This window comes from Variovorax sp. UC74_104 (assembly GCF_044055375.1).
Classification (GTDB): domain Bacteria; phylum Pseudomonadota; class Gammaproteobacteria; order Burkholderiales; family Burkholderiaceae_C; genus Variovorax.
The window spans coordinates 5030843-5049398 of the sequence record NZ_CP171978.1 but is presented as its reverse complement, the minus strand read 5'-3'; the positions used below and the strand labels follow the sequence as shown (position 1 = coordinate 5049398).

The 18556-nt window shown below is 68.8% G+C and carries 19 protein-coding genes and 1 pseudogene; 7 read left to right on the top strand and 13 right to left on the bottom strand.

Annotation, left to right across the window (positions count from 1 at the left end; all coding sequences use genetic code 11):
• Positions 1-5 precede the first annotated feature (5 nt).
• The 5 genes and pseudogenes from ACHMXA_RS23770 (at position 6) to ACHMXA_RS23750 (ending at position 3021) form a co-directional block, all read left to right on the top strand.
• On the top strand, positions 6-683 hold the full coding sequence (locus ACHMXA_RS23770; RefSeq protein WP_395316523.1) for a hypothetical protein: 678 nt from the start codon (positions 6-8) through the stop codon (positions 681-683).
• On the top strand, positions 680-1222 hold the full coding sequence (locus tag ACHMXA_RS23765) for a GTP-binding protein (RefSeq protein WP_395316522.1): 543 nt from the start codon (positions 680-682) through the stop codon (positions 1220-1222). The genes ACHMXA_RS23770 and ACHMXA_RS23765 overlap by 4 nt, the downstream gene beginning before the upstream one ends.
• Positions 1219-1614 carry a roadblock/LC7 domain-containing protein gene (locus ACHMXA_RS23760; RefSeq protein WP_176667166.1) on the top strand — a complete coding sequence of 132 codons (396 nt, stop codon included), beginning with the start codon at positions 1219-1221 and terminating at the stop codon, positions 1612-1614. The genes ACHMXA_RS23765 and ACHMXA_RS23760 overlap by 4 nt, the downstream gene beginning before the upstream one ends.
• 89 nt (positions 1615-1703) lie before the next feature.
• A complete protein-coding gene (locus ACHMXA_RS23755) occupies positions 1704-2063 on the top strand; it encodes a hypothetical protein (RefSeq protein WP_395316521.1) in 360 nt (119 codons plus the stop codon).
• Between the two features lie 24 nt (positions 2064-2087).
• Positions 2088-3021, top strand: a pseudogene (locus ACHMXA_RS23750) (LysR family transcriptional regulator).
• 18 nt (positions 3022-3039) lie between these two features.
• Here ACHMXA_RS23750 and ACHMXA_RS23745 read toward each other — a convergent pair.
• The 5 genes from ACHMXA_RS23745 to gnd all read right to left on the bottom strand — a co-directional run bounded on the left by ACHMXA_RS23745 (position 3040) and on the right by gnd (position 11204).
• On the bottom strand, positions 3040-4521 hold the full coding sequence (locus ACHMXA_RS23745) for an efflux transporter outer membrane subunit (protein ID WP_395316520.1): 1482 nt from the start codon (positions 4519-4521) through the stop codon (positions 3040-3042).
• Positions 4518-5774: an efflux RND transporter periplasmic adaptor subunit gene (locus tag ACHMXA_RS23740; protein ID WP_395316519.1), complete on the bottom strand. Its 1257-nt coding sequence runs from the start codon at positions 5772-5774 to the stop codon at positions 4518-4520. Before ACHMXA_RS23740 ends, ACHMXA_RS23745 begins: the two co-directional genes overlap by 4 nt.
• 4 nt (positions 5775-5778) lie before the next feature.
• On the bottom strand, positions 5779-9012 hold the full coding sequence (locus tag ACHMXA_RS23735) for an efflux RND transporter permease subunit (RefSeq protein ID WP_395316518.1): 3234 nt from the start codon (positions 9010-9012) through the stop codon (positions 5779-5781).
• 189 nt (positions 9013-9201) lie between these two features.
• A complete protein-coding gene (locus ACHMXA_RS23730) occupies positions 9202-9753 on the bottom strand; it encodes a GNAT family N-acetyltransferase (RefSeq protein ID WP_395316517.1) in 552 nt (183 codons plus the stop codon).
• Positions 9754-9779: 26 nt separating this feature from the next.
• Positions 9780-11204, bottom strand: coding sequence for a decarboxylating NADP(+)-dependent phosphogluconate dehydrogenase (gnd, locus tag ACHMXA_RS23725; protein ID WP_395316516.1), 1425 nt, complete (start codon positions 11202-11204; stop codon positions 9780-9782).
• Positions 11205-11366: 162 nt separating this feature from the next.
• Here gnd and ACHMXA_RS23720 point away from each other — a divergent pair, with 162 nt between their 5' ends.
• Both ACHMXA_RS23720 and ACHMXA_RS23715 read left to right on the top strand, forming a co-directional pair.
• Complete coding sequence (locus ACHMXA_RS23720; protein WP_395316515.1) at positions 11367-12335, top strand: helix-turn-helix domain-containing protein; 969 nt, start codon at positions 11367-11369, stop codon at positions 12333-12335.
• Positions 12336-12435: 100 nt separating this feature from the next.
• Positions 12436-13164 carry an alpha/beta fold hydrolase gene (locus tag ACHMXA_RS23715; protein ID WP_176667157.1) on the top strand — a complete coding sequence of 243 codons (729 nt, stop codon included), beginning with the start codon at positions 12436-12438 and terminating at the stop codon, positions 13162-13164.
• Between the two features lie 10 nt (positions 13165-13174).
• Here ACHMXA_RS23715 and ACHMXA_RS23710 read toward each other — a convergent pair whose 3' ends face one another.
• The 8 genes from ACHMXA_RS23710 to ACHMXA_RS23675 all read right to left on the bottom strand — a co-directional run bounded on the left by ACHMXA_RS23710 (position 13175) and on the right by ACHMXA_RS23675 (position 18526).
• The gene (locus ACHMXA_RS23710; RefSeq protein WP_395316514.1) at positions 13175-13795 is read right to left on the bottom strand and encodes a 3'-5' exonuclease; all 621 of its coding nucleotides are present in this window, start codon (positions 13793-13795) and stop codon (positions 13175-13177) included.
• Positions 13792-14220 (bottom strand): TfoX/Sxy family protein, encoded by a 429-nt coding sequence (locus ACHMXA_RS23705; RefSeq protein WP_176667155.1) that lies wholly within the window; start codon positions 14218-14220, stop codon positions 13792-13794. The genes ACHMXA_RS23710 and ACHMXA_RS23705 overlap by 4 nt, the downstream gene beginning before the upstream one ends.
• Entirely contained in the window at positions 14217-14543 is a 327-nt protein-coding gene (locus ACHMXA_RS23700) for a YciI-like protein (protein ID WP_395316513.1), read from the bottom strand. Before ACHMXA_RS23700 ends, ACHMXA_RS23705 begins: the two co-directional genes overlap by 4 nt.
• A gap of 35 nt (positions 14544-14578) precedes the next feature.
• The gene (locus ACHMXA_RS23695; RefSeq protein ID WP_132751723.1) at positions 14579-14968 is read right to left on the bottom strand and encodes a VOC family protein; all 390 of its coding nucleotides are present in this window, start codon (positions 14966-14968) and stop codon (positions 14579-14581) included.
• Positions 14969-14992: 24 nt separating this feature from the next.
• Positions 14993-15487: a GNAT family N-acetyltransferase gene (locus tag ACHMXA_RS23690; protein WP_395316512.1), complete on the bottom strand. Its 495-nt coding sequence runs from the start codon at positions 15485-15487 to the stop codon at positions 14993-14995.
• A 58-nt stretch (positions 15488-15545) separates the two neighbouring features.
• On the bottom strand, positions 15546-16424 hold the full coding sequence (fghA, locus tag ACHMXA_RS23685; protein ID WP_395316511.1) for an S-formylglutathione hydrolase: 879 nt from the start codon (positions 16422-16424) through the stop codon (positions 15546-15548).
• The gene (locus ACHMXA_RS23680; RefSeq protein ID WP_395316510.1) at positions 16421-17347 is read right to left on the bottom strand and encodes an alpha/beta fold hydrolase; all 927 of its coding nucleotides are present in this window, start codon (positions 17345-17347) and stop codon (positions 16421-16423) included. The genes fghA and ACHMXA_RS23680 overlap by 4 nt, the downstream gene beginning before the upstream one ends.
• Positions 17348-17419: 72 nt before the next feature.
• Positions 17420-18526 (bottom strand): S-(hydroxymethyl)glutathione dehydrogenase/class III alcohol dehydrogenase, encoded by a 1107-nt coding sequence (locus tag ACHMXA_RS23675; protein ID WP_019655804.1) that lies wholly within the window; start codon positions 18524-18526, stop codon positions 17420-17422.
• Positions 18527-18556: the final 30 nt, after the last annotated feature.

Below are 18556 nucleotides of genomic sequence, written 5' to 3'. Positions count from 1 at the left end.
TTGTCGTGCTGAGGCTCGGTGTCTACAAACTGCCGATGGCCGAGGTCGTCCTGGTCCGGACGATCGTCCGGCTCTCGGCGAGCCAGCCCGGCTTCGCCTGGCAGCTGGTCGATGCGCCGCCTTACGACGCGCTGCTGGTCGACAACTCTTCGGCGGAACATGAATATCCCGGCGTGGTCGGCAGCATGGCCGCCGCGGTGCTCAGGCTCACGCGCATGAACACGGGCGGGCAGCCCGGCACCATGGAGCGGCCGATCCGTGCCGACAGGCTGCAGCAGTGGCTTTGCAGCATCGAACAGGCGCTGCGCGAGGCGCAGCCCGGCGGCCTCATGCCGCACGAGCAGACGGCGCTGGAAGTCGAGGTGTCCGACGCGGAGTACTTCATGTTGCGCCGCTGGCCGCCGACCCTGCTGCTTCGCAACGACCTCGACAACATCCGCATGGCGAGCCTGCTGTCGCGCCGCGCATTGAACGCGACCGAGCTGTCGGACATCAGCCAGCTTCCTTTTTCCCAGTGCGTGGCCTTCCTGCTCGAACTGCGCAAGGCCGGCGTGCTGGAGCTGCACGTGGCACAGGCCCTGCCGCCCGTCATGCCCCGAAGCGACAAGACGGGGGGCAGCGGCGATTTCGCGCGCAGCTTCATCAACGGCATCCGCCGCCGGCTGGGCCTGCGCGTGCCATGAGGGAATACAAGATCCTCGTCACGGGTACCGTGGGTGCCGGCAAGACGACGGCCATCGGCCTCGTGAGCGAGATCGCGCCCGTCGTGACCGACGTGCGCAATTCCGACGCGTCCATCGACAAGGCCCGCACGACGGTGGGCCTGGACTTCGGCCAGCTCACGCTGGACAACGGCGACATCGTCCGCCTGTTCGGCACGCCCGGGCAGACCCGCTTCGACTTTCTCTGGAAGATCCTCGCGAGGAACGCGCTGGGCCTGATCGTGCTGATGGACAACTCGCGGAGCGATCCGCTGGCCGACCTGTGCGTCTACCTGGACGGCTTCGCCGAGCACCTTCGGACGCTGCCCTGCGTCGTGGGCGTGGGACGGATGCAGTCCCACCCCGTGCCCACCCTCGACGACTATGCCGACCGGCTTGCATCCACCGGCCGGGTGTTTCCCATTCTCGAAGTGGACGTGCGCCGCAGGAACGACGTGCTCCTGCTGATCGACACGCTGCTCATGCAACTCGAAGCCGACATGCGGGGAGACAAAGAGTGAATTCAAGACACGGCCTTTCCAGGACAGCCACGGCGCACGCGCAGCGCGAAGTGCGCAAGCTCGTCGAGGAACTGACCGGCGTGACGGCGGCGGTGGTCGCCACCGCGGACGGCTTCGACGTGGCCTCCGCCTCCGCCGGCGATGCAGACCCGGCGCGCGTGGCCGCCATGGGCAGCTCCATCGTGGCGATCGGCGACGTGGTCTCGCAGGAGGCCCGCCTCGGCCGCCGCGAGAGCGTGATGGTGCTCACGGACTCGGGCTTCGCGGTGTTCCACAGCGTGCATCGCCGCGACGCGGAACTCGTCATCAACGTCCTGGCGCGCGACAGCGCCGTGCCCGCGATGGTGGCCTACCGCGCCGCACAACTCGCCAGGACCCTCGCCGAGGCATGACCACCGATCTTCCCGCGCGCGGCTGCGTGGCGCGGGTGCATTCCTGTACGCAGCAACTTCAACTTTCAACTGTTCCACTGGAGAAAAACTTGGCTTCCATCAAGCAGACGCTCGAAGACATCCTCACCATCGACGGCGCCATGTGCGCGGCCGTCGTCGACGCCGGCAGCGGCATGATCCTCGGCAGCGTGGGGTCGGGCGTGGACATGGAGATCGCCGCGGCCGGCAACACGGAAGTGGTGCGCGCCAAGCTCAAGACCATGCGCGCGCTGGGCCTGAGCGACGTGATCGAGGACATGCTCATCACGCTCGGCAAGCAGTACCACATCCTCCGGCCCTCGGCCGCGAAGGAGGGGCTCTTCCTATACGTGGTGCTCGACAAGCAGCGCGCCAACCTCGCGCTGGCACGCCGCAAGACGATGGAAGTCGACAAGCTGATGGACTTCTGAAAAAGCACAGGCAGGCAGTTCCCGGTGCTGGATCTCAACGAAGTCGCCATGTTCGTGCAGGTGGCGCGGCTGGGCAGTTTTGCCGAAGCCGCGAGACACCTGCGCATGCCCTCCGCGACCCTGAGCCGGCGAGTGCGGCAGCTGGAGGCGCACCTGGGGCACCCGCTTGCTGCAGCGCTCGACCCGCAAGCTGGCGCTGACGAGCGCCGGGCAGGCTTTTCTGGAGCGCTGCCTGCCCGCGGTCGAGGAGCTCATGGGTGCCGGAAAGCTGCAGCTCGCGGGCGGCCAGGAGCCGAGCGGCCCGGTGCGCGTGGCCGCGCCGGCCAATTTCTTCGATTTCTTCCCGATGGAGTGGGTGTCCGCCTTTCTGTCGGCGAATCCGCGCGTGCGGCTCGACTTCGTCCTCAGCGACGCGGTGGCCGACCTCGTCGCGGAGCGCATCGACGTGGCTTTCCGCGGTGGTCCGCTGCGGGATGCGAGCGATGCGAAGCGCCGGATATTCGCCAGCTACGGCGGCCTCTTCGCGAGCCCCGGCTACGTGGCTGCGCACGGCCAGCCCGCCAGCCTGGATGAACTCGGCGAACACCATTGCGTGACGCCGCCGCCGGACACGGGCCGACTGTCGACCTGGCTCCTGCAGGACGCCGAAGGCGTGGAGCACGACGTGCACGTGTGCGGCCGCTTCGTGAGCAACATGGAGGACGTGCGGCGCAAGGCCGCGTGCGCCGGCCTGGGCATCGCGGCGCTGCCCTCGATCGTGGTGGCTTCCGACCTGGCCGCCGGCCGGCTGGTGCGCGTGCTGCCGCAGTACAGGCGCGCCGGACGCGGGCTGAGCGTGATCTACGCCAGCCGCCATCACATTCCGCACGCGGTCTCGGCCTTCGTCGAGATGGCGATGGAGAAGCTTGCCGCCAGCCCGGACTGGAGTCCGGCTTCTCCGGGGATGCCCGCCGGCTGAAACGCCGGCCGGCGACGATCAGTCGGCCTTGGCGGTGCGGTCGGCGCCGGGCGCGAGGCAGTTCGCGGGCGCACCGGACACATCGGCGCCGCACCAGTCTCCTCCCAGCGCCTTCACGAGGAACACCGATGTCAGCAGCCGCTGCCCCTGCAACTGCGCGGCCTGGCGTTCCACCGTCAGCAGCGACTGCTGAGCGGTGATCACGTCGAGATACGTCGACGCACCGCCTTCGTAGCGGCTGGTCGCCATGTCGAGCACGCGCCGAGCCGCCGTCACGGCCGACTGTGCCTGGGTGGTGGCGCTGTCGAGCGCCGAGAGTCCGGTGATGCCGTCTTCCACTTCCTGCATCGCCGTCAGCACGGTGCGGCGGTAGTTGCCGACGGTGGCGTCGTAGCCGGCCTTCGCGAAGTCGACGTTCGCGCGGATGCGACCGCCGTCGAACAGCACCTGCGTGGCCGACACGCCCACCGACCACAGCAGGCTGGGGCCGTTGAAGAGCGTCTCGATCAGGCGGCTGTCCACACCCACGGTGGGCGAGATGACGAAGCTCGGATAGAAGGCGGCCGTCGCCACGCCGATCTGCGCGTTGGCCGCGGCCATCGCGCGTTCGGCGGAGGCCACGTCGGGGCGGCGCTGCAGGATCTCGGACGGCACGCCCAGCGGCACCGCGGGCGGCCGGATCTCGCGCAGGTCGACCGGCAGCGAGAAGTTGGGCGCCGGCGTGCCGGTGAGCGTGGCCAATGCGTGCTCGTACTGCGAGCGCTGCTTCTTCAGCACGTCGACCTGCGTGAGCGTGGTTTCGAGCAGCGCCTGCTGCTGCGCCACGTCGAGGCCCGACACCGCGCCCAGGTCGTGGCGCGCCGTGACCAGCTCCAGTGCGCGGCGCTGCAGGCCGATCGAGCGCGAGAGCACGTCGAGCTCGATATCCGTGGAGCGCAGGTTGAAGTAGTTGCTGGCGAGCTCGGCGCTCAGCAGCAGCCGGGTGTTGGCGAGGTCGGCGGCCGACTGCTCGGCGGAGGCGGCCGCGCCCTCGACGGTGCGCTGCACGCGGCCCGCGAGGTCGATCTCGTAGCTCGCGTTCAGCGAGACGGCGAAGTCGTTCTGCACCGTCGACGAATTGGCGGTGGCGTAGTTGGTGAGCGGCCGGTTGGCCGAGATCTTCAGGCGCGAGGCGCGCGCGCCGAGGCCCAGTTGCGGATACCGGCTTGCCGACGTGGCCGCCAGCGTGGCGCGCGCCTGCGCCAGCCGCGCGTTGGCGATGGCCAGCGTGGGGCTGCCGGCCAGGGCCTGCGCCTGCAGCGTGTCGAGCGTGGCGTCGTCGAAGCGCTTCCACCAGGAGCCCTTGTCGGCGCCGTCGCTGGGCGTGCTCAGGCGCCAGGGCTCCTCGAGCTTCCAGCTGACGGGCAGGGGTGTGTCGGGCGTCCTGTAGTCGGGGCCGACGGCGCAGCCGGCTGCGAGTGCCAGCAGCGCGGCCGCGCAGGGCAGTCGAAGGAACTTCACGCCGGATCCTTCTTTGTCCCGGCAGGCGCCGCCTTGGCGGGAGGCTGTTCGGGCGCGACGGCCACGATGTCGCCATCGGCCAGCGAGTCCGACGGGTTCAGCACCATGCGGTCGCTGCCCTGGAGCCCGTCGATCACTTCCACGTTCTCGCCGTAGTTGCGCCCCAGCGTCACCGCACGCAGGGCGACGCGGCCCTGCGCATCGACCACCGCGATGCGCGTGCCCTCTGCGCGGAACAGCAGCGCGTTCGCCGGCACGGTGAGCGTGCGGCTCGCGGCCAGCGGCAGCGACACCTGCACATAGGCGCCGGGCAGCAGGGCGCCGTCCTTGTTGGGCAGCGAGACCTCGACCTGCATCATCCGCGTGGTCGTGTCGATGGCGCCCGAGGTGCGCGCCACCTCGCCCTTGAAGCTCTGGCCGCGCAGCTCGGCCTGCGTCACCACCACCGGCTGGCCGGCCTTCACCAGCTGCGCGTAGGCCTGCGGCACGTTGACGTACACGCGCAGCGGATCGGTCTGCGCCAGCATGAAGAGCGCGCGCCCGGCGCCGCCGCCCGCACCCGCGTCGATCAGGTCGCCCACGTCCACGTTGCGCCGCGTGATCACGCCCGCGAAGGGCGCCAACACGCGCTTGAAGCCCTCGGTCTGCTTGAGCCGCTGCACGTTGGCATCGGCCGCAGCCACGTTGGAGGTGGCCTGCGCGACGGCACTGCGGCGCTCGTCCAGGTCCTGCTGCGAAACCACGTCCTTCTTGCGCAGCGCCTCCCAGCGCTCTGCGGTGCTGCGCGCCAGCTCCAGCCCCGAGGCGGCCTGCGCGCGCGCGGCCACGGCCTGCGAGAGCTGCTGGTCGATCTCGGGCGTCTCGATCTCGGCGAGCAGCTCGCCCTTCTCGACGCGGCTGCCGATGTCCCTGGTCCAGCGCTTGAGGTAGCCGCTGGCGCGCGCCGAGATCGGCGACTGCACGAAGCCCTGCAGCGTGCCGGGCAGCGACAGCGTCTGGCCCGCGGTGGGCACGCGGGGCAGGGCGGTCTGCACGTACTGCTTCGCGCGCTCGGCGGTGCCGGCTTCCAGGGCGCGGGCGTTGGCGATGCGCACGAACACCGTGCGCGCCGCGCCCAGCGCCAGCAGCACCAGGACGATCAGCACCAGCCAGCGTGTGCGCCGCACGATCTGCCGGCGGCGCAGCAATTCGCCCTCGCCTTCCTCGGCGGCGATGGGGTGGATGGCCAATGCCGAATGGCGTTGCTCCGTCATGGAATCAGTTCTCCTGGGGGGCGACCGTGCCCGCTGGCGGTTGGTGCTGGTGCTGCGCGGCCTCGCGCGCCGCCCGGCGGTGCGCAAGCCGACTGTGCACTCCCGCGAACACGGCAGGCACGAAAAACAATGTCGACACCGTGGCGAAGACCAGGCCGCCGATCACCGCGCGGCCCAGCGGCGCGTTCTGCTCGGCGCCTTCGCCGAGGCCCAGCGCCATCGGGATCATGCCGATGATCATCGCCAGCGCCGTCATCAGCACCGGGCGGATGCGGGTGGCGCCCGCTTCCAGCGCGGCCGACAGCGGCGGAATGCCCGCGGCCAGCCGCTCGCGCGCGAACGACACCAGCAGGATGGAGTTGGCCGTGGCCACGCCCATGGTCATGATCGCGCCCGTCAGCGCCGGCACGCTCAGCGTGGTGCCGGTGATGAACAGCATCCACGCGATGCCCGCAAGCGCGGCCGGCAGGGCCGTGATGATGATGGCCGCGTCCAGCCACGACTGGAAGGTGACCACGATCAGCAGGTACACCAGCACGATGGCCATCGCCAGCCCCACGCCCAGGCCGATGAAGGACGACTGCATCGTCTGCACCTGCCCGCGGATCTCGACGCGGCTGCCGCGCGGCAACGTGGGCCGCATCTCGTCGACCAGCTTCTGCACCTTCGAGGCCACGCTGGCGAGGTCGGTGCCCTGCACGCTCACGTAGACGTCGATCACCGGCGCGATGTTGTAGCGCGACATCACGGCCGGCTGGCGCGCGGCCTGCGCGTCGACCAGGTTGCCCAGCAGCTGCTGCGAGCCTCCGCCTGCCGCCGCCGGCGTGCCGCTGGCGCCCACCGGGATGTTGAGCAGCGAATCCAGCGAGTCGACCACGTACTGCGGCGACTGCACCGCGATGCTGTAGACCACGCCGTTGGCCGGATTCAGCCAGAAGGCGGGCGCCGTCTGCGAGCTGCCCGACAGCGCGATGAGCACGTTCTGCCCCACGTTGGAGGCTGTGAGACCGTATTGCTGCAGCCGCGTGCGGTCCATCTGCAGGCTCAGCGCGGGGCCGTCCAGGCGCTGGTGTACGTGGGCGTCGACCGCGCCGGGGATCTTGCGGATCGCCTTGGTCAGCTCGGCCGCGCGCGCCGCGTTGCCGGCCATGTCGTTGCCGCTGAACTGCACGTCGATGGCCGCCGGCAGGCCGAAGTTCAGGATCTGCGTGACGATGTCGGCCGGCTGGAAGAAGAACTCCGTGCCCGGAAAGCGCTTGGGCAGCTCTGCGCGCAGCAGCGACACGAACTGCTCGGTGGGCTTGTGGCCCTCCTTCAGCGACAGCAGCAGCTCGCCGTCGAAGGTGCCGATGGTGCCGGCGTTGCTGTACGAGAGGTTGATGCCGCTGTTGGGCACGCCCAGGTTGTCGAGGATGGTCTCCAGCTGGTCGGGCGGCACCAGCTCGCGGATGGCGGCCTCGACGCGGTCGGTGAGGCGGGCAGTTTCCTCGATGCGCGTGCCGGTGGGCGCGCGCAGGTGCAGGCGGATCTGGCCGGCATCCACCGTCGGGAAGAAGTCACGGCCCAGCACGGGGTAGAGCAGGCAGGACAGCAGGCAGAAGCCGAGGAAGAGGCCGATGAAGCCGGCACGCTTGGAAAGCACCGCCGACAGCACCAGCGTGTAGGCGCGGCGCACGCGCTCGAAGCGGCGGTCGAAAGCGCGGTAGAGGCGCTGCAGGGCGCTCTGCTTCGCGCCTTCGGCCTGTTGAGCGGTCTGCGCCGAATGCGAACCGCCCATCAGCAGCATCACCAGCGTCGGCACCAGTGTGCGCGACAGCAGGTAGGACGCGATCATCGCGAACACCACCGCCTCGGCCAGCGGCACGAACAGGAAGCGCGCCACGCCCGAGAGGAAGAACATCGGCACGAACACGATGCAGATGCACAGCGTGGAGACGAAGGCCGCCGAGCCGATCTCGCCCGCGCCGATCTCGATGGCCTCCTTCAGCGGCGTGCCCATGTGCAGGTGCCGCTCGATGTTCTCGATGGTCACGATCGCCTGGTCGACCAAAATGCCCACCGAGAGCGCGAGGCCGCCAAGCGTCATGAGGTTGAGCGTCTCGCCCAGCGCGTAGAGCACCAGGATCGAGGCAAGGATCGACAGCGGAATCGTCAGCCCGATGATCAGCGTGCTGCGCCAGTTGCCCAGGAAGAGCAGCACCATCGCGGCAGTGAGCGCGGCCGCCAGGATGGCCTCGAACACCACGCCCTTGACGGCCGCCTTCACGAACACCGACTGGTCGAACAGCGGGGTGATCTTGATGTCTTCCGGCATCGTCTGGGCGGCGATGGGCAGCATCGCGCGGATGTTGGAGACGATGTCCAGCGTGGAGGCGCCGCCGTTCTTCAGCACCGACAGCAGCACGCCGCGCACGCCGTCCTGGCGCACCACGTTGGTCTGCGGCGAGAAGCCGTCGCGCACGTAGGCCACGTCGCGCAGGTAGGTGGTGGCGCCGTTCACCGTGCGGATCGGCAGGTCGTTCAGGCCCGCGATGGCATCGGGCGAGCCGTTCATGCGCACGTTGTATTCGGTGGCACCGAACTTGGCCGTGCCCGAAGGCAGGATCAGGTTCTGCGTGTTCACCGCATTCACCACGTCGGCCGGCGAGAGGCCGCGCGCCTGCAGCGCCTGGGTGTCGAGGTCGACCGAGATCAGCCGGTTCTTGCCGCCGTAGGGAAAGGGGATGGCAGCGCCTGGCACCGTGATGAGCTGCGGGCGCAGCTGGTTGACGGTGGCGTCGAAGAGAGAATTTTCAGAACGGGTGGGGCTGGAGAGCGCCAGCTGGATCACCGGCACGCTGGAGGCCGAGTACTTGATGACCAGCGGTGGCGTGATGCCCGGCGGCAGCTGCCGCACCTGCGCCTGCATCGAGGCCACCACCTGCGAGATGGCCATCTCGATGTTGGCGGTGGGCTGGAAGAACACCTTGATGATCGCCACGCCCGCCAGCGACTGCGATTCGATGTGCTCGATGTCGCTCACCGTGGTGGTCAGCCCGCGCTCCACCTGGCCCGAGATGCGCTGGCCCATCTCCTGGGCCGGCAGGCCGGTGTAGTTCCAGATGACGCTGACCACCGGGATGTTGATCTCCGGGAAGATGTCGGTCGCCATGCGCGCCAGCACGAAGGGCGTGGCCAGCACGATCAGCATCGCCATGACGATGAAGGTGTACGGACGACGCAACGCGAGCTGGACCATGGCGAAGGCTCTCTGCTTCCGGCGGAAAAAGGTTTTGCATCATAAGGAAGTAGATTTAGGTTTGCAGGCGCCTGCGAATGAGGTGTGGCGCTTTACCAAAAGGCTGCGTGCGGGTGTGCAGCGGCAGGCCGAGGCCGGGCGCTCAAGGTGGCGGAATGGCGGGGTGTTCGGCCGCTGGCCGGCCGAAGCTCAGCCAGCCGGGTCCAGCGCGAGCCGCAGCCGCGTCACGTTCGGGTTGCCCGGATCGCGCTGCACGCTGAAGCCCAGCTTGCGCGCCAGCGCCAGCATGGCGGTGTTGTCGTAAAGGGTGATGTCGGCCAGCTGCTGCACGCCAGCCGACCTGGCGGCGTCGATCAGCTTGCGCATGAGCCTGGACGCCAGGCCGTGGTGCTGCCAGGCGCCGGCGATGACGATGGCGAATTCGGCGACCTGCACTGTTTCGGGCGTGTCGCCGCGCACGTAGCGCGCCACGCCCATCTGCCGTTCGGCGCCGTCGATCGCCGTGGTCGCGATCAACGCCAGTTCCCGGTCGTAGTCGATGTGCGTCATGCGCCACAGCTCGTCGGGCTGCGGCGTTCGCGGCGAGAGCAGGCGCCGGTAGCCGGTTTCCTTCGAGAGGCCGTTCACGAAGGCGGTGTGCATCGCGAGATCTTCGGCGCGGATCGGGCGGATGCGCACCGGGGTGCCGTCGGGCAGTTGCCAGTCCTCGACCAGGTGGCTGGGGTAGTCGAGGGCCGGCATGGCATCACACGGTGCAGGGCCAATCTTCAGCCGATCACTTCGGGCCAGTCGGTGTGGAAGAACTGGCCTTCGGGCTTGTCCACACGCTCGTAGGTGTGGGCGCCGAAGAAGTCGCGCTGCGCCTGCAGCAGGTTCGCTGGGAGGCGCTCGGTGCGGTAGCTGTCGTAGTAGGCCAGCGATGCGCTGAAGGCCGGCACCGGGATGCCGTTGCTCACCGCCAGCGCCACCACTTCGCGCCAGTTCTGCTGCGTGCGGTTGAGCAGGTCCTTGAAGAACGGGTCGAGCATCAGGTTGGCCAGCGCGGGGTCGGTGCGGAAGGCGTCGGTGATGCGGTTGAGGAAGCGCGCGCGGATGATGCAGCCGCCGCGCCAGATCGACGCGATGCCGCCCAGGTCGAGGCCCCAGCCCTTCTTGTCGCCCATGGTCTTGATGAGGTCGAAGCCCTGCGTGTAGCTGATGACCTTCGAGGCGTAGAGCGCGTCGTGCACCTTGGCCACCAGCGCCTTCTTCTCCACCGAGAGTTCGATCTTCGGCCCCTGCAGCTGCTTGCTGGCGGCCACGCGCGCCTTCTTCTGCGAGGAGAGCACGCGCGCTTCCACGGCGGCGTTGATGGTGCTGATGACCACCGCGTTCTCGGCCGCGTTGATCAGCGTCCATTGGCCCGTGCCCTTCTGGCCGGCCTTGTCGAGGATCACGTCGACGATCGGCTTGCCCGTTTCCGGGTCTTTCTGCTCCAGCGCCTTGGCGGTGATCTGGATCAGGTAGCTCTGCAGCTCGCCCTCGTTCCATTCGTTGAAGATGGCGGCCATCTCGTCGGTGCTGAAGCCGGCGGCCTTGAACAGGCTGTAGGCCTCGCAGATGAGTTGCATGTCGCCGTACTCGATGCCGTTGTGCACCATCTTCACGTAGTGGCCCGCGCCACCGGGGCCGATGTGAATCACGCAGGGCTCGCCGTCCACCTTGGCCGAGATGCTCTCGAAGATCGGCTTCATCACCTCCCAGGTGGAAAGCGGCCCGCCCGGCATGATCGAAGGCCCCTTGCGCGCGCCTTCCTCGCCGCCCGACACGCCCGCGCCGATGAAGCGCAGGCCCTTGGATGCGAGGTAGGCGTCGCGGCGCTCGGTGTCGGTGTAGAGGCTGTTGCCGCCGTCGATGACGATGTCGTCCTTGTCCAGCAGGGGAATGAGCTGCTCAATCACCTGGTCGACCGGCGCGCCGGCCTTCACCATGATCTGGATCTTTCGGGGCTTGGCCAGGCTCTGGACGAACTCCTCCAGCGTCTTCGCGCCGACCAGCTTCTTGCCGGGGTTGGCTGCGATGAAGGCCTCGGTGGTGGCCTCGGTGCGGTTGTAGACGCTGACCTGGAAGCCGCGGCTTTCCACGTTCAGAACGAGGTTCTGGCCCATCACGGCCAGGCCGATCAGTCCGAAGTCGCTTTGCTTGTTGCTCATGGCCTGTGTTGTCCTTCCTTCGTGTGTGTATGCATGCGGGGCGGCGCCCGGCGCACCGGTTTGATTCGAGGGCCATTGTGCCGATGTGTCGCCCGGTGGGGCGTCGGAGGTGGTCTAAACCCGATTGGCAAGTGGGTCCGCCTTGGCTATGTTCATGCCCCCATGAGCCACGACGCCATCCACCGCTGGTCCACCGACGCCGTGCCGCCCCCGCAGCGGCTCGACTACTGGGTGGGCGCCGTCTGCGAGGGCTTCCTGGAGATGGACGTGACCAGCCCCGCGGCCGGCAGCTTCGGCGCCACGCTCGAATCGGCGCCGCTGGGGCCCATCGTGGTCAACCAGGTGCGCGGCAGCGCGCAGGACGTCTACCGCACGCGCCGGGCCATCGCCCACAGCCGCAACAACTACTTCTACCTGCTGTGCAAGGCCGACTCGGCCTGGGTGGCGGTGCAGGACGGCCGCTCGGCGCGCCTGCTTCCGGGCGACGCGGTGCTGGTCGATTCGCGCCGGCTCTACGAATTCCACCTGCTGCAGTCGGCCGACACCATCTCGATCGAGCTGCCCACTGCCTGGGTCGATGCCTGGATTCCCGATGCCGGCGACCAGGTGGCGCGGCGCATCGACGGGCACTCGGGCTGGGGCGGCGTGCTCAGCGGCTTCGTGCGGCAGCTGACGCCCGAGCTGGCGGCGAAGCCCCCTATGCCCGCCGAGCTGCTGAGCGACCAGCTCGGCAGCCTGCTCGCCCTGGCCACGGGAAGCGGCGCCGCGGATGCGCCGGACAAGGGCAGGGCGGCGCTGCGCCGCCGCGTGCTCGATGCCACGCGCGAGCGGCACGCCGAGTGCGGGCTCACCGCGGCGAGCGTGGCGCGCGGGCTGGGCATCAGCGAACGCAGCCTGCACCGCTGCCTGGCTGCCGGCGAAGGCAGCGCGGAGGGGCCCACCACCTTCGCCGCCGCGCTCGCCGGTTTCCGCATGGCAGCCGCGCGCCGCATGCTGGCCGATGCACGTTTCGACCGTCTGGGCATCGCCCAAATCGGGTATCGCGTGGGCCTGGCCGATGCTTCACACTTTGTTCGCCAATGCCGTGCGCACCTGGGCGCCACACCCGGCGAACTGCGGCGCAGGCGCTGAACTGGCGCGAACCGGCCATCCGCGTGGCAGGCATCGGCCATTCGCGGCATCGCCCCGTTCCTAAAGTCCCTCTGCATCGAAACAACGAAAGAGACTTCCCATGTCCGATACCTATGTCCTGGTCCACGGCGCGTGGCACACCGGCGCCGAGATCGAAGCCGTGGCCGACGGCGTGCGCGCGGCCGGCCACACCGTGTACTGCCCCACGCTGGCGGGCAACAACCCCGGCGACGACCGTTCCAGCACCGGCCTGGAAGACGCCATCGCCTCCGCAGTGCGCTACATCGAGGAGAAAGACCTCACGCAGGTGCGCCTCGTGGGTCACAGCTATGGCGGCATGGTGATCTCCGGCGTGGCCGACCGCATCGCCCACCGGCTCAAGCGGCTGGTGTACATCAACGCCTTCGTGCCGCTGGACGGCGAATCGCTCAACGACATGGTGCCGCCGCACTACGTGACCATGTTCGACGCCGTCGCCGCGGGCAACGGCAACGCGGTGACGCTGCCCTTCGAGATCTGGCGCGAGGCCTTCATCAACGACGCCGACCTCGCGACCGCGCAGGCCGCCTACGAGAAGCTCAATCCCCATCCGTATCGCACCTTCACGGACAAGATCCGCCTGAGCCAGCCGCTGGCCGCGCTGGCGCTGGGCAAGTCGTACCTCAACTGCCAGCAGGACACCGCGATGCCGCACGGCCTGCCATGGCATCCGCGCCTGTCGGAGCGGCTGGGCCTGTTCCGGCTGGTGGAGTGCCCGGGCAGCCATGAGATGTTCTTCTCGAATCCCAAGCGGCTCGCCCAGGCCATCATCGAGGCCGGGCGCGACTGAGCCCTTCAGTTCAGCCGGCGCCGCCGAAGAGCGCGTCGTACACGCGGATCGACGCCCAGGCGTCATTCGCCGCGTAGCGGATCTGCGCCTCGGTGAGCTGCCGGTTGGCCCAGTTCGAGGTGGTCGCCTTGCGCGACTTGACGAAGCGGCGGCCGAACACCAGCGCCACCGCCGCCTTCACGCCCACCGACCTGCGGTAGCCGCGGCGGCGGAATTCGTCGTCGATGTCGAACACCGCCTTCGGCTCGATGTTCAGCCGGTTGCGGATCAGCGTGAGGTCGCCCGACAGGCCGAAGCCGACCTTGCGCAACTCGGTCGAGGCGATCAGCGCAGCCACCACCGGGTTGCACTCGGTGCGGTGCAACTGGAACAGCCAAGCCGCATCGCGCGTGGCGAACTGCACCACGTGCGGCCCGCCCGACACCTCGTTCTTCGCGAAGGTGGGCTTCGATTCTGTGTCGAAGCCCGCGATGCCGGCCGCCAGCAGCGTGGCGGCGGCGCGCTCGGCTTCCTGCAGGGTGGAGACGACCACGATGTTCGCCGTGGCCAGGCTTTCGAAGGGATCGAGCAGCGCGATCTGTTCGCGCTCGAGCAGGGGCGGGAGCGTGGGGTTGGCGCGGCGCTCGTTCACCGGGAGGCTGCTTTCGTCGTCGTCTTTTTCTTCTTCACGGGTGCTTTCTTGGCCGCCGCCTTCTTTGCAGCTGGCGCTTTTTTGGGTTTCTTCGGCTTGGGCGGCTGGCCCGAGCGCAGCGCCGCCTCGTAGGCGAGCCGGCCCCAGCGCGCGGCCTCCTCGCGGTCCTCGAAGAGGTCCGCCGGGGCGAGCCGGTAGGACATCGGCATCGCCTTGCCCTGACGCATGTAGGTGAAGGGTTGCAGGTTCAGCCTGTCGAAGTGCGCGGCGCTTTCCGCGTCGGACTTGAGGTAGAGCGTCTCGCCAGCGACCAGCGCGATCATGCGGCCCTCATGCCACACGCCGTGGCCGCCGAACATGCGCTTCGTCTCGATGCGGCCCAGGCGCTCGAAGACCTCGTGCAGGCTTTGGACGAACTCGCTCATCGCGCAGCGCCCGCAACGCTCGCTGCAGGCCGCACCGGTGTCGACGCCTGCGCGCCGACCACCGTATTCCAGGCCTTCACCTGCCAGCCGGTGACGATGCCGTTGAGCACGTACGGGTCGAGCTTCGCGAATGCTGCGGGCACGTCGGGCGAGTCGGCTTCGAAGAGCAGCAGCGCGCCGTCGGGCGGATTGCCGGTGGCGCCGCCGAGCAGCAGCTCGCCGCGCTCCACGGCCTGCCAGGCGAGCGCCAGGTGCGCGTCGCGGAACTCGCCGCGGCGTTCGAGGTAGTCGGGGGCTGTGTCGTAGATCAGCAGGTAGTGCACGGTGAAGTCCTGGAAAAGATGGCCGCGCGGCGCGTTCAGGCGGTGATCTCGATGCGGTTGCCGTCCGGGTCCAGCACCACGCTCTCGTAGTAGCCGTCGCCGGTGCGGCGCGGGCCGTCGAGCAGCGGGTAGCCGTCGGCCTTCAGGCGCTGCGTGAGCGCATCCACGGCGGCGTCGGAGCCTACGCTGATCGCCAGGTGCGTCCAGCCCATGCGCTGCGCGCCAGGCTCGGCAGGCACGGGCGCGAGCGTGCTGGTGGTCATGGCCTCGATGCGCGCACCGTCGCCCAGGCTCAGGAAGCACGAGGCGAAGCCCTTGGCCGGGTTGACGTAGCCTGCGCCGGCGGTGGCGCCGAAGTAGTCGACGTAGAAGCGCTTGCAGCGTTCGAGATCGGTGGTCCAGAGTGCGATGTGGTCGATGCGCATGGGGCGGCGAAGAATGAAGGATGTTCAGCCGATGCGCCACGGCGGGCGCGAAGGCGACCAATGGTAGGCGATGCGTTCGCGTCCGCTCGTGGGGTGGAAATCGGTCGCGCCGCGCTCCAGCCCGTAGCGTTCGTAGAAGCGCTGGGCCGATGTGTTGGTGGCCGCGACGTGCAGCCGCCAGCCGTGGGGAATGCGCACGCAGGCCTCGTCGAGCAGCGCCTTGCCCAGGCCCTGGTTGCGCAGGTGCGGCTCGACGAAGAGCTGGGCCACGTACTCGCGCCGCGCCAGCAGCACCATGAAGGCCAGCACCTGGCCTTCGCGCTCGGCCACCACCACCTCGGCGGGTGGGCCGAATTCGGTGTGCACGCGGTGCAGCCAGTGGGCGATGGGCTCGACGCGGGCGGCGTCGCGGTTGGCAGACATCCACGCGCGACGCCAGATGCCCGCCAGCACCATGTTCTCCTCGGCGCCGCCTTTGCGCGACCGCAGGTGGAAAGCCGGAATCTGGGCGGCGGACATGATGTGTTTCATGATACGGCGCAGTGGCGCCGCGGTCGATGAGGCGGACTGCGAACGCTCAGGCGCGCAAGGTCTGCGCGTGGTGGGCGATGTGGTCGGCCATGAAGCTCTGGATGAAGTAGTAGCCGTGGTCGTAGCCCGCATGGCGGCGCAGCGTGAGCGGCTGGCCGGCGGCGAAGCAGGCGGCCTCGAAGGCTTCGGGGTGCAGTTGCTCGGCCAGGAATTTGTCGTCCAGCCCCTGGTCGATGAGGATGCCCTGCGGATAGGGCGCCGTGACCTGCGACTTCATGAGCGCGCTGGCATCGTGCGCCAGCCATTGCGCGCGGTCGGCGCCGGGTTCGCCCAGGTAGCCCGCGAAGGCCTTCTCGCCCCACGGGCACTGCGTGGGCGCGCAGATCGGCGCGAAGGCCGACAGCGACCTGAAGCGCCCCGGATGCCGCAGTGCCAGCGTCAGCGCCCCGTGGCCGCCCATCGAGTGGCCGAAGATGCCGATGCGCTCGCCGTCGATGGGAAAGTGCCTGGCCACCAGCGGCAGCAGCTCGTGCACGATCCAGCTTTCCATGCGCCAGTGCGTGGCCCATGGCTCGGCCAGCGCGTCGAGATAGAAGCCGGCGCCGATGCCGAAGTCCCAGTTGTCCTTGGAGCCGGGAATGCCTTCAACCTCCGGCCCGCGCGGGCTGGTGTCGGGTGCGACCAGCGCGATGCCCAGGCTGGCCGCCATGCGCTGCGCGCCGGCCTTGATGGCGAAGGTCTCCTCGTTGCAGGTCAGCCCCGCGAGGTAGAGCAGGGCCGGCACGCGCTCGTGCGCGACCTGCGGCGGCAGGTAGATCGAAAAGCGCATCGGCAGGCCGATCTCCAGCGAGCGGTGCTCGAGGAAGCGCTGCGTACCGCCGAAGGCACGGTGCTCGGAAAGAATCTTCGGTGTGTTGTCGGTCATTGCTGGGTTTTCTTGCCGCGCAGGGCGGGCACGAGTTCGAGCACGGCGTCGGCGAAGGCGCGCGGCGCTTCCTGCGGCAGGTTGTGGCCGGCGCCGGGCACGAGCCGGTGCGAGCGCGGGCCGCCGAAGCGGTGGGCGTGGGCGGATGCGTCGGCCGGCGGGCGCACGCCGTCGTCGATGCCGTCGAAGGTGATGGCGGGCACGGTGATGGTGGGCTGGGCCGCGAGGCGGCGCTCGATGTCGGCGTAGGCCGGATCGCCCGGCACCAGGCCGAAGCGGTGGCGGTACGACTGGATCACCACGTCCACGAAGTCGGGATGGTCGAAGGCGGCGGCGCTGCGCTCGAAGGTGGCGTCGTCGAACTTCCAGGTGGGCGACCAGAGCTTCCACAGCAACTTCGTGAACGCCTTGCGGTCCTTGTGCAGGCCGGCGCGCCCGCGCTCGCTATGGAAGTAGTACTGGTACCAGAGGCTGTATTCGTTCTCGGGCGTGTCGGGCTCCATCGCCTTGGCGATGTTCTGGATGTTGTAGCTGTTGAGGGACACCAGCCCCGCGCAGCGCTCGGGCCACAGCGCCGCGACCACGCAGGCCGCGCGGCCGCCCCAGTCGTAGCCGGCGAGCACGGCACGCTCGATCTTCAGCGCGTCGAGCAGCGCAAGCAGGTCGGCGCCCAGCGCAGCCTGCTCGCCCGAGCGCGGCGTCGCTTCGTTCAGGAAGCGCGTGGGACCGTAGCCGCGCAGGTACGGCACGATCACCCGGCAACCCTCATCGGCCAGCATCGGCGCGACCTCGGCATAGGTGTGGATGTCGTACGGAAAGCCGTGCATCAGCAGCACCGGCGGACCGTCGGCGGGGCCGGCCTCGTAGTAGGCGACTTCGAGGACGCCCGCCTCGATCCTGCGCAGGGGTTCCATTCTTTCCATCACGAGATCATCTCCAGTGAATGAGTAGATGCCTTTGCCAGGAACACCGCGGAAGTGCGCGAAGCCTGGGGGCTAGTAGATGACCACGCCGCGGATCGATTCGCCGCGCTTCATCAGGTCGAAGCCGTCGTTGATCTTCTCCAGCGGCATGGTGTGCGTGATCAGGCTGTCGATGTCGATCTTGCCTTCCATGTACCAGTCGACGATCTTCGGCACGTCGGTGCGCCCGCGCGCGCCGCCGAAGGCCGAGCCTTCCCACTTGCGGCCGGTGACCAGCTGGAACGGGCGCGTGCTGATCTCGGCGCCGGCCTCGGCCACGCCGATGATGATGCTGCGGCCCCAGCCCTTGTGCGTGCATTCGAGCGCCTGGCGCATCACCTTGGTGTTGCCGATGCACTCGAAGCTGTAGTCGGCGCCGCCGTCGGTCAGCTGCACGATCGCGTCGACGATGTTCTCGTGGTCCTTCGGGTTCAGGAAGTGCGTCATGCCGAACTTGCGCGCCATCTCTTCGCGCGCGGGGTTCAGGTCGATGCCGATGATCTTGTCGGCGCCCACCATCTTGGCGCCCTGGATCACGTTCAGGCCGATGCCGCCCAGGCCGAACACCACCACGTTGGCGCCGGCTTCCACCTTGGCTGTGAAGATCACCGCGCCGATGCCGGTGGTCACGCCGCAGCCGATGTAGCAGACCTTGTCGAAAGGCGCGTCCTCGCGGATCTTGGCCAGCGAGATCTCGGGCGCGACGGTGTAGTTGCTGAAGGTGCTGGTGCCCATGTAGTGGGCGATGGGCTTGCCGTCGAGGCTGAAGCGGCTGGTGCCGTCGGGCATCAGGCCCTTGCCCTGCGTGCCGCGGATGAGCTGGCACAGGTTGGTCTTGCGGCTCAGGCAGAACTTGCACTGGCGGCATTCGGGCGTGTACAGCGGAATGACGTGGTCGCCCTTCTTGAGCGTGGTGACGCCGGGGCCGACGTCCACCACGATGCCCGCGCCCTCATGGCCCAGGATGGCGGGGAAGATGCCCTCGGGGTCGGCGCCCGAGAGGGTGTAGTAGTCGGTGTGGCAGATGCCGGTGGCCTTGATCTCGACGAGCACTTCGCCGAACTTCGGGCCTTCGAGGTCCACGGTTTCGATGGTGAGCGGGGCGCCGGATTTCCAGGCGACGGCGGCTTTGGTCTTCATGATGTTCGGTCTCGGAAGCGGTGATGGGAG

Bases quoted from the DNA above. Each gene is read 5' to 3' on its own strand.
- ACHMXA_RS23735 (WP_395316518.1), bottom strand. From the start codon at position 9,012: ATGGTCCAGCTCGCGTTGCGTCGTCCGTACACCTTCATCGTCATGGCG.
- gnd (WP_395316516.1), bottom strand. From the start codon at position 11,204: ATGAGCAACAAGCAAAGCGACTTCGGACTGATCGGCCTGGCCGTGATG.
- ACHMXA_RS23705 (WP_176667155.1), bottom strand. From the start codon at position 14,220: ATGAGCGAGTTCGTCCAAAGCCTGCACGAGGTCTTCGAGCGCCTGGGC.
- ACHMXA_RS23720 (WP_395316515.1), top strand. From the start codon at position 11,367: ATGAGCCACGACGCCATCCACCGCTGGTCCACCGACGCCGTGCCGCCC.
- ACHMXA_RS23690 (WP_395316512.1), bottom strand. From the start codon at position 15,487: ATGTCCGCCGCCCAGATTCCGGCTTTCCACCTGCGGTCGCGCAAAGGC.
- ACHMXA_RS23715 (WP_176667157.1), top strand. From the start codon at position 12,436: ATGTCCGATACCTATGTCCTGGTCCACGGCGCGTGGCACACCGGCGCC.
- ACHMXA_RS23730 (WP_395316517.1), bottom strand. From the start codon at position 9,753: ATGCCGGCCCTCGACTACCCCAGCCACCTGGTCGAGGACTGGCAACTG.
- ACHMXA_RS23680 (WP_395316510.1), bottom strand. From the start codon at position 17,347: ATGGAAAGAATGGAACCCCTGCGCAGGATCGAGGCGGGCGTCCTCGAA.
- ACHMXA_RS23765 (WP_395316522.1), top strand. From the start codon at position 680: ATGAGGGAATACAAGATCCTCGTCACGGGTACCGTGGGTGCCGGCAAG.
- ACHMXA_RS23740 (WP_395316519.1), bottom strand. From the start codon at position 5,774: ATGACGGAGCAACGCCATTCGGCATTGGCCATCCACCCCATCGCCGCC.
- fghA (WP_395316511.1), bottom strand. From the start codon at position 16,424: ATGACCGACAACACACCGAAGATTCTTTCCGAGCACCGTGCCTTCGGC.
- ACHMXA_RS23695 (WP_132751723.1), bottom strand. From the start codon at position 14,968: ATGCGCATCGACCACATCGCACTCTGGACCACCGATCTCGAACGCTGC.
- ACHMXA_RS23675 (WP_019655804.1), bottom strand. From the start codon at position 18,526: ATGAAGACCAAAGCCGCCGTCGCCTGGAAATCCGGCGCCCCGCTCACC.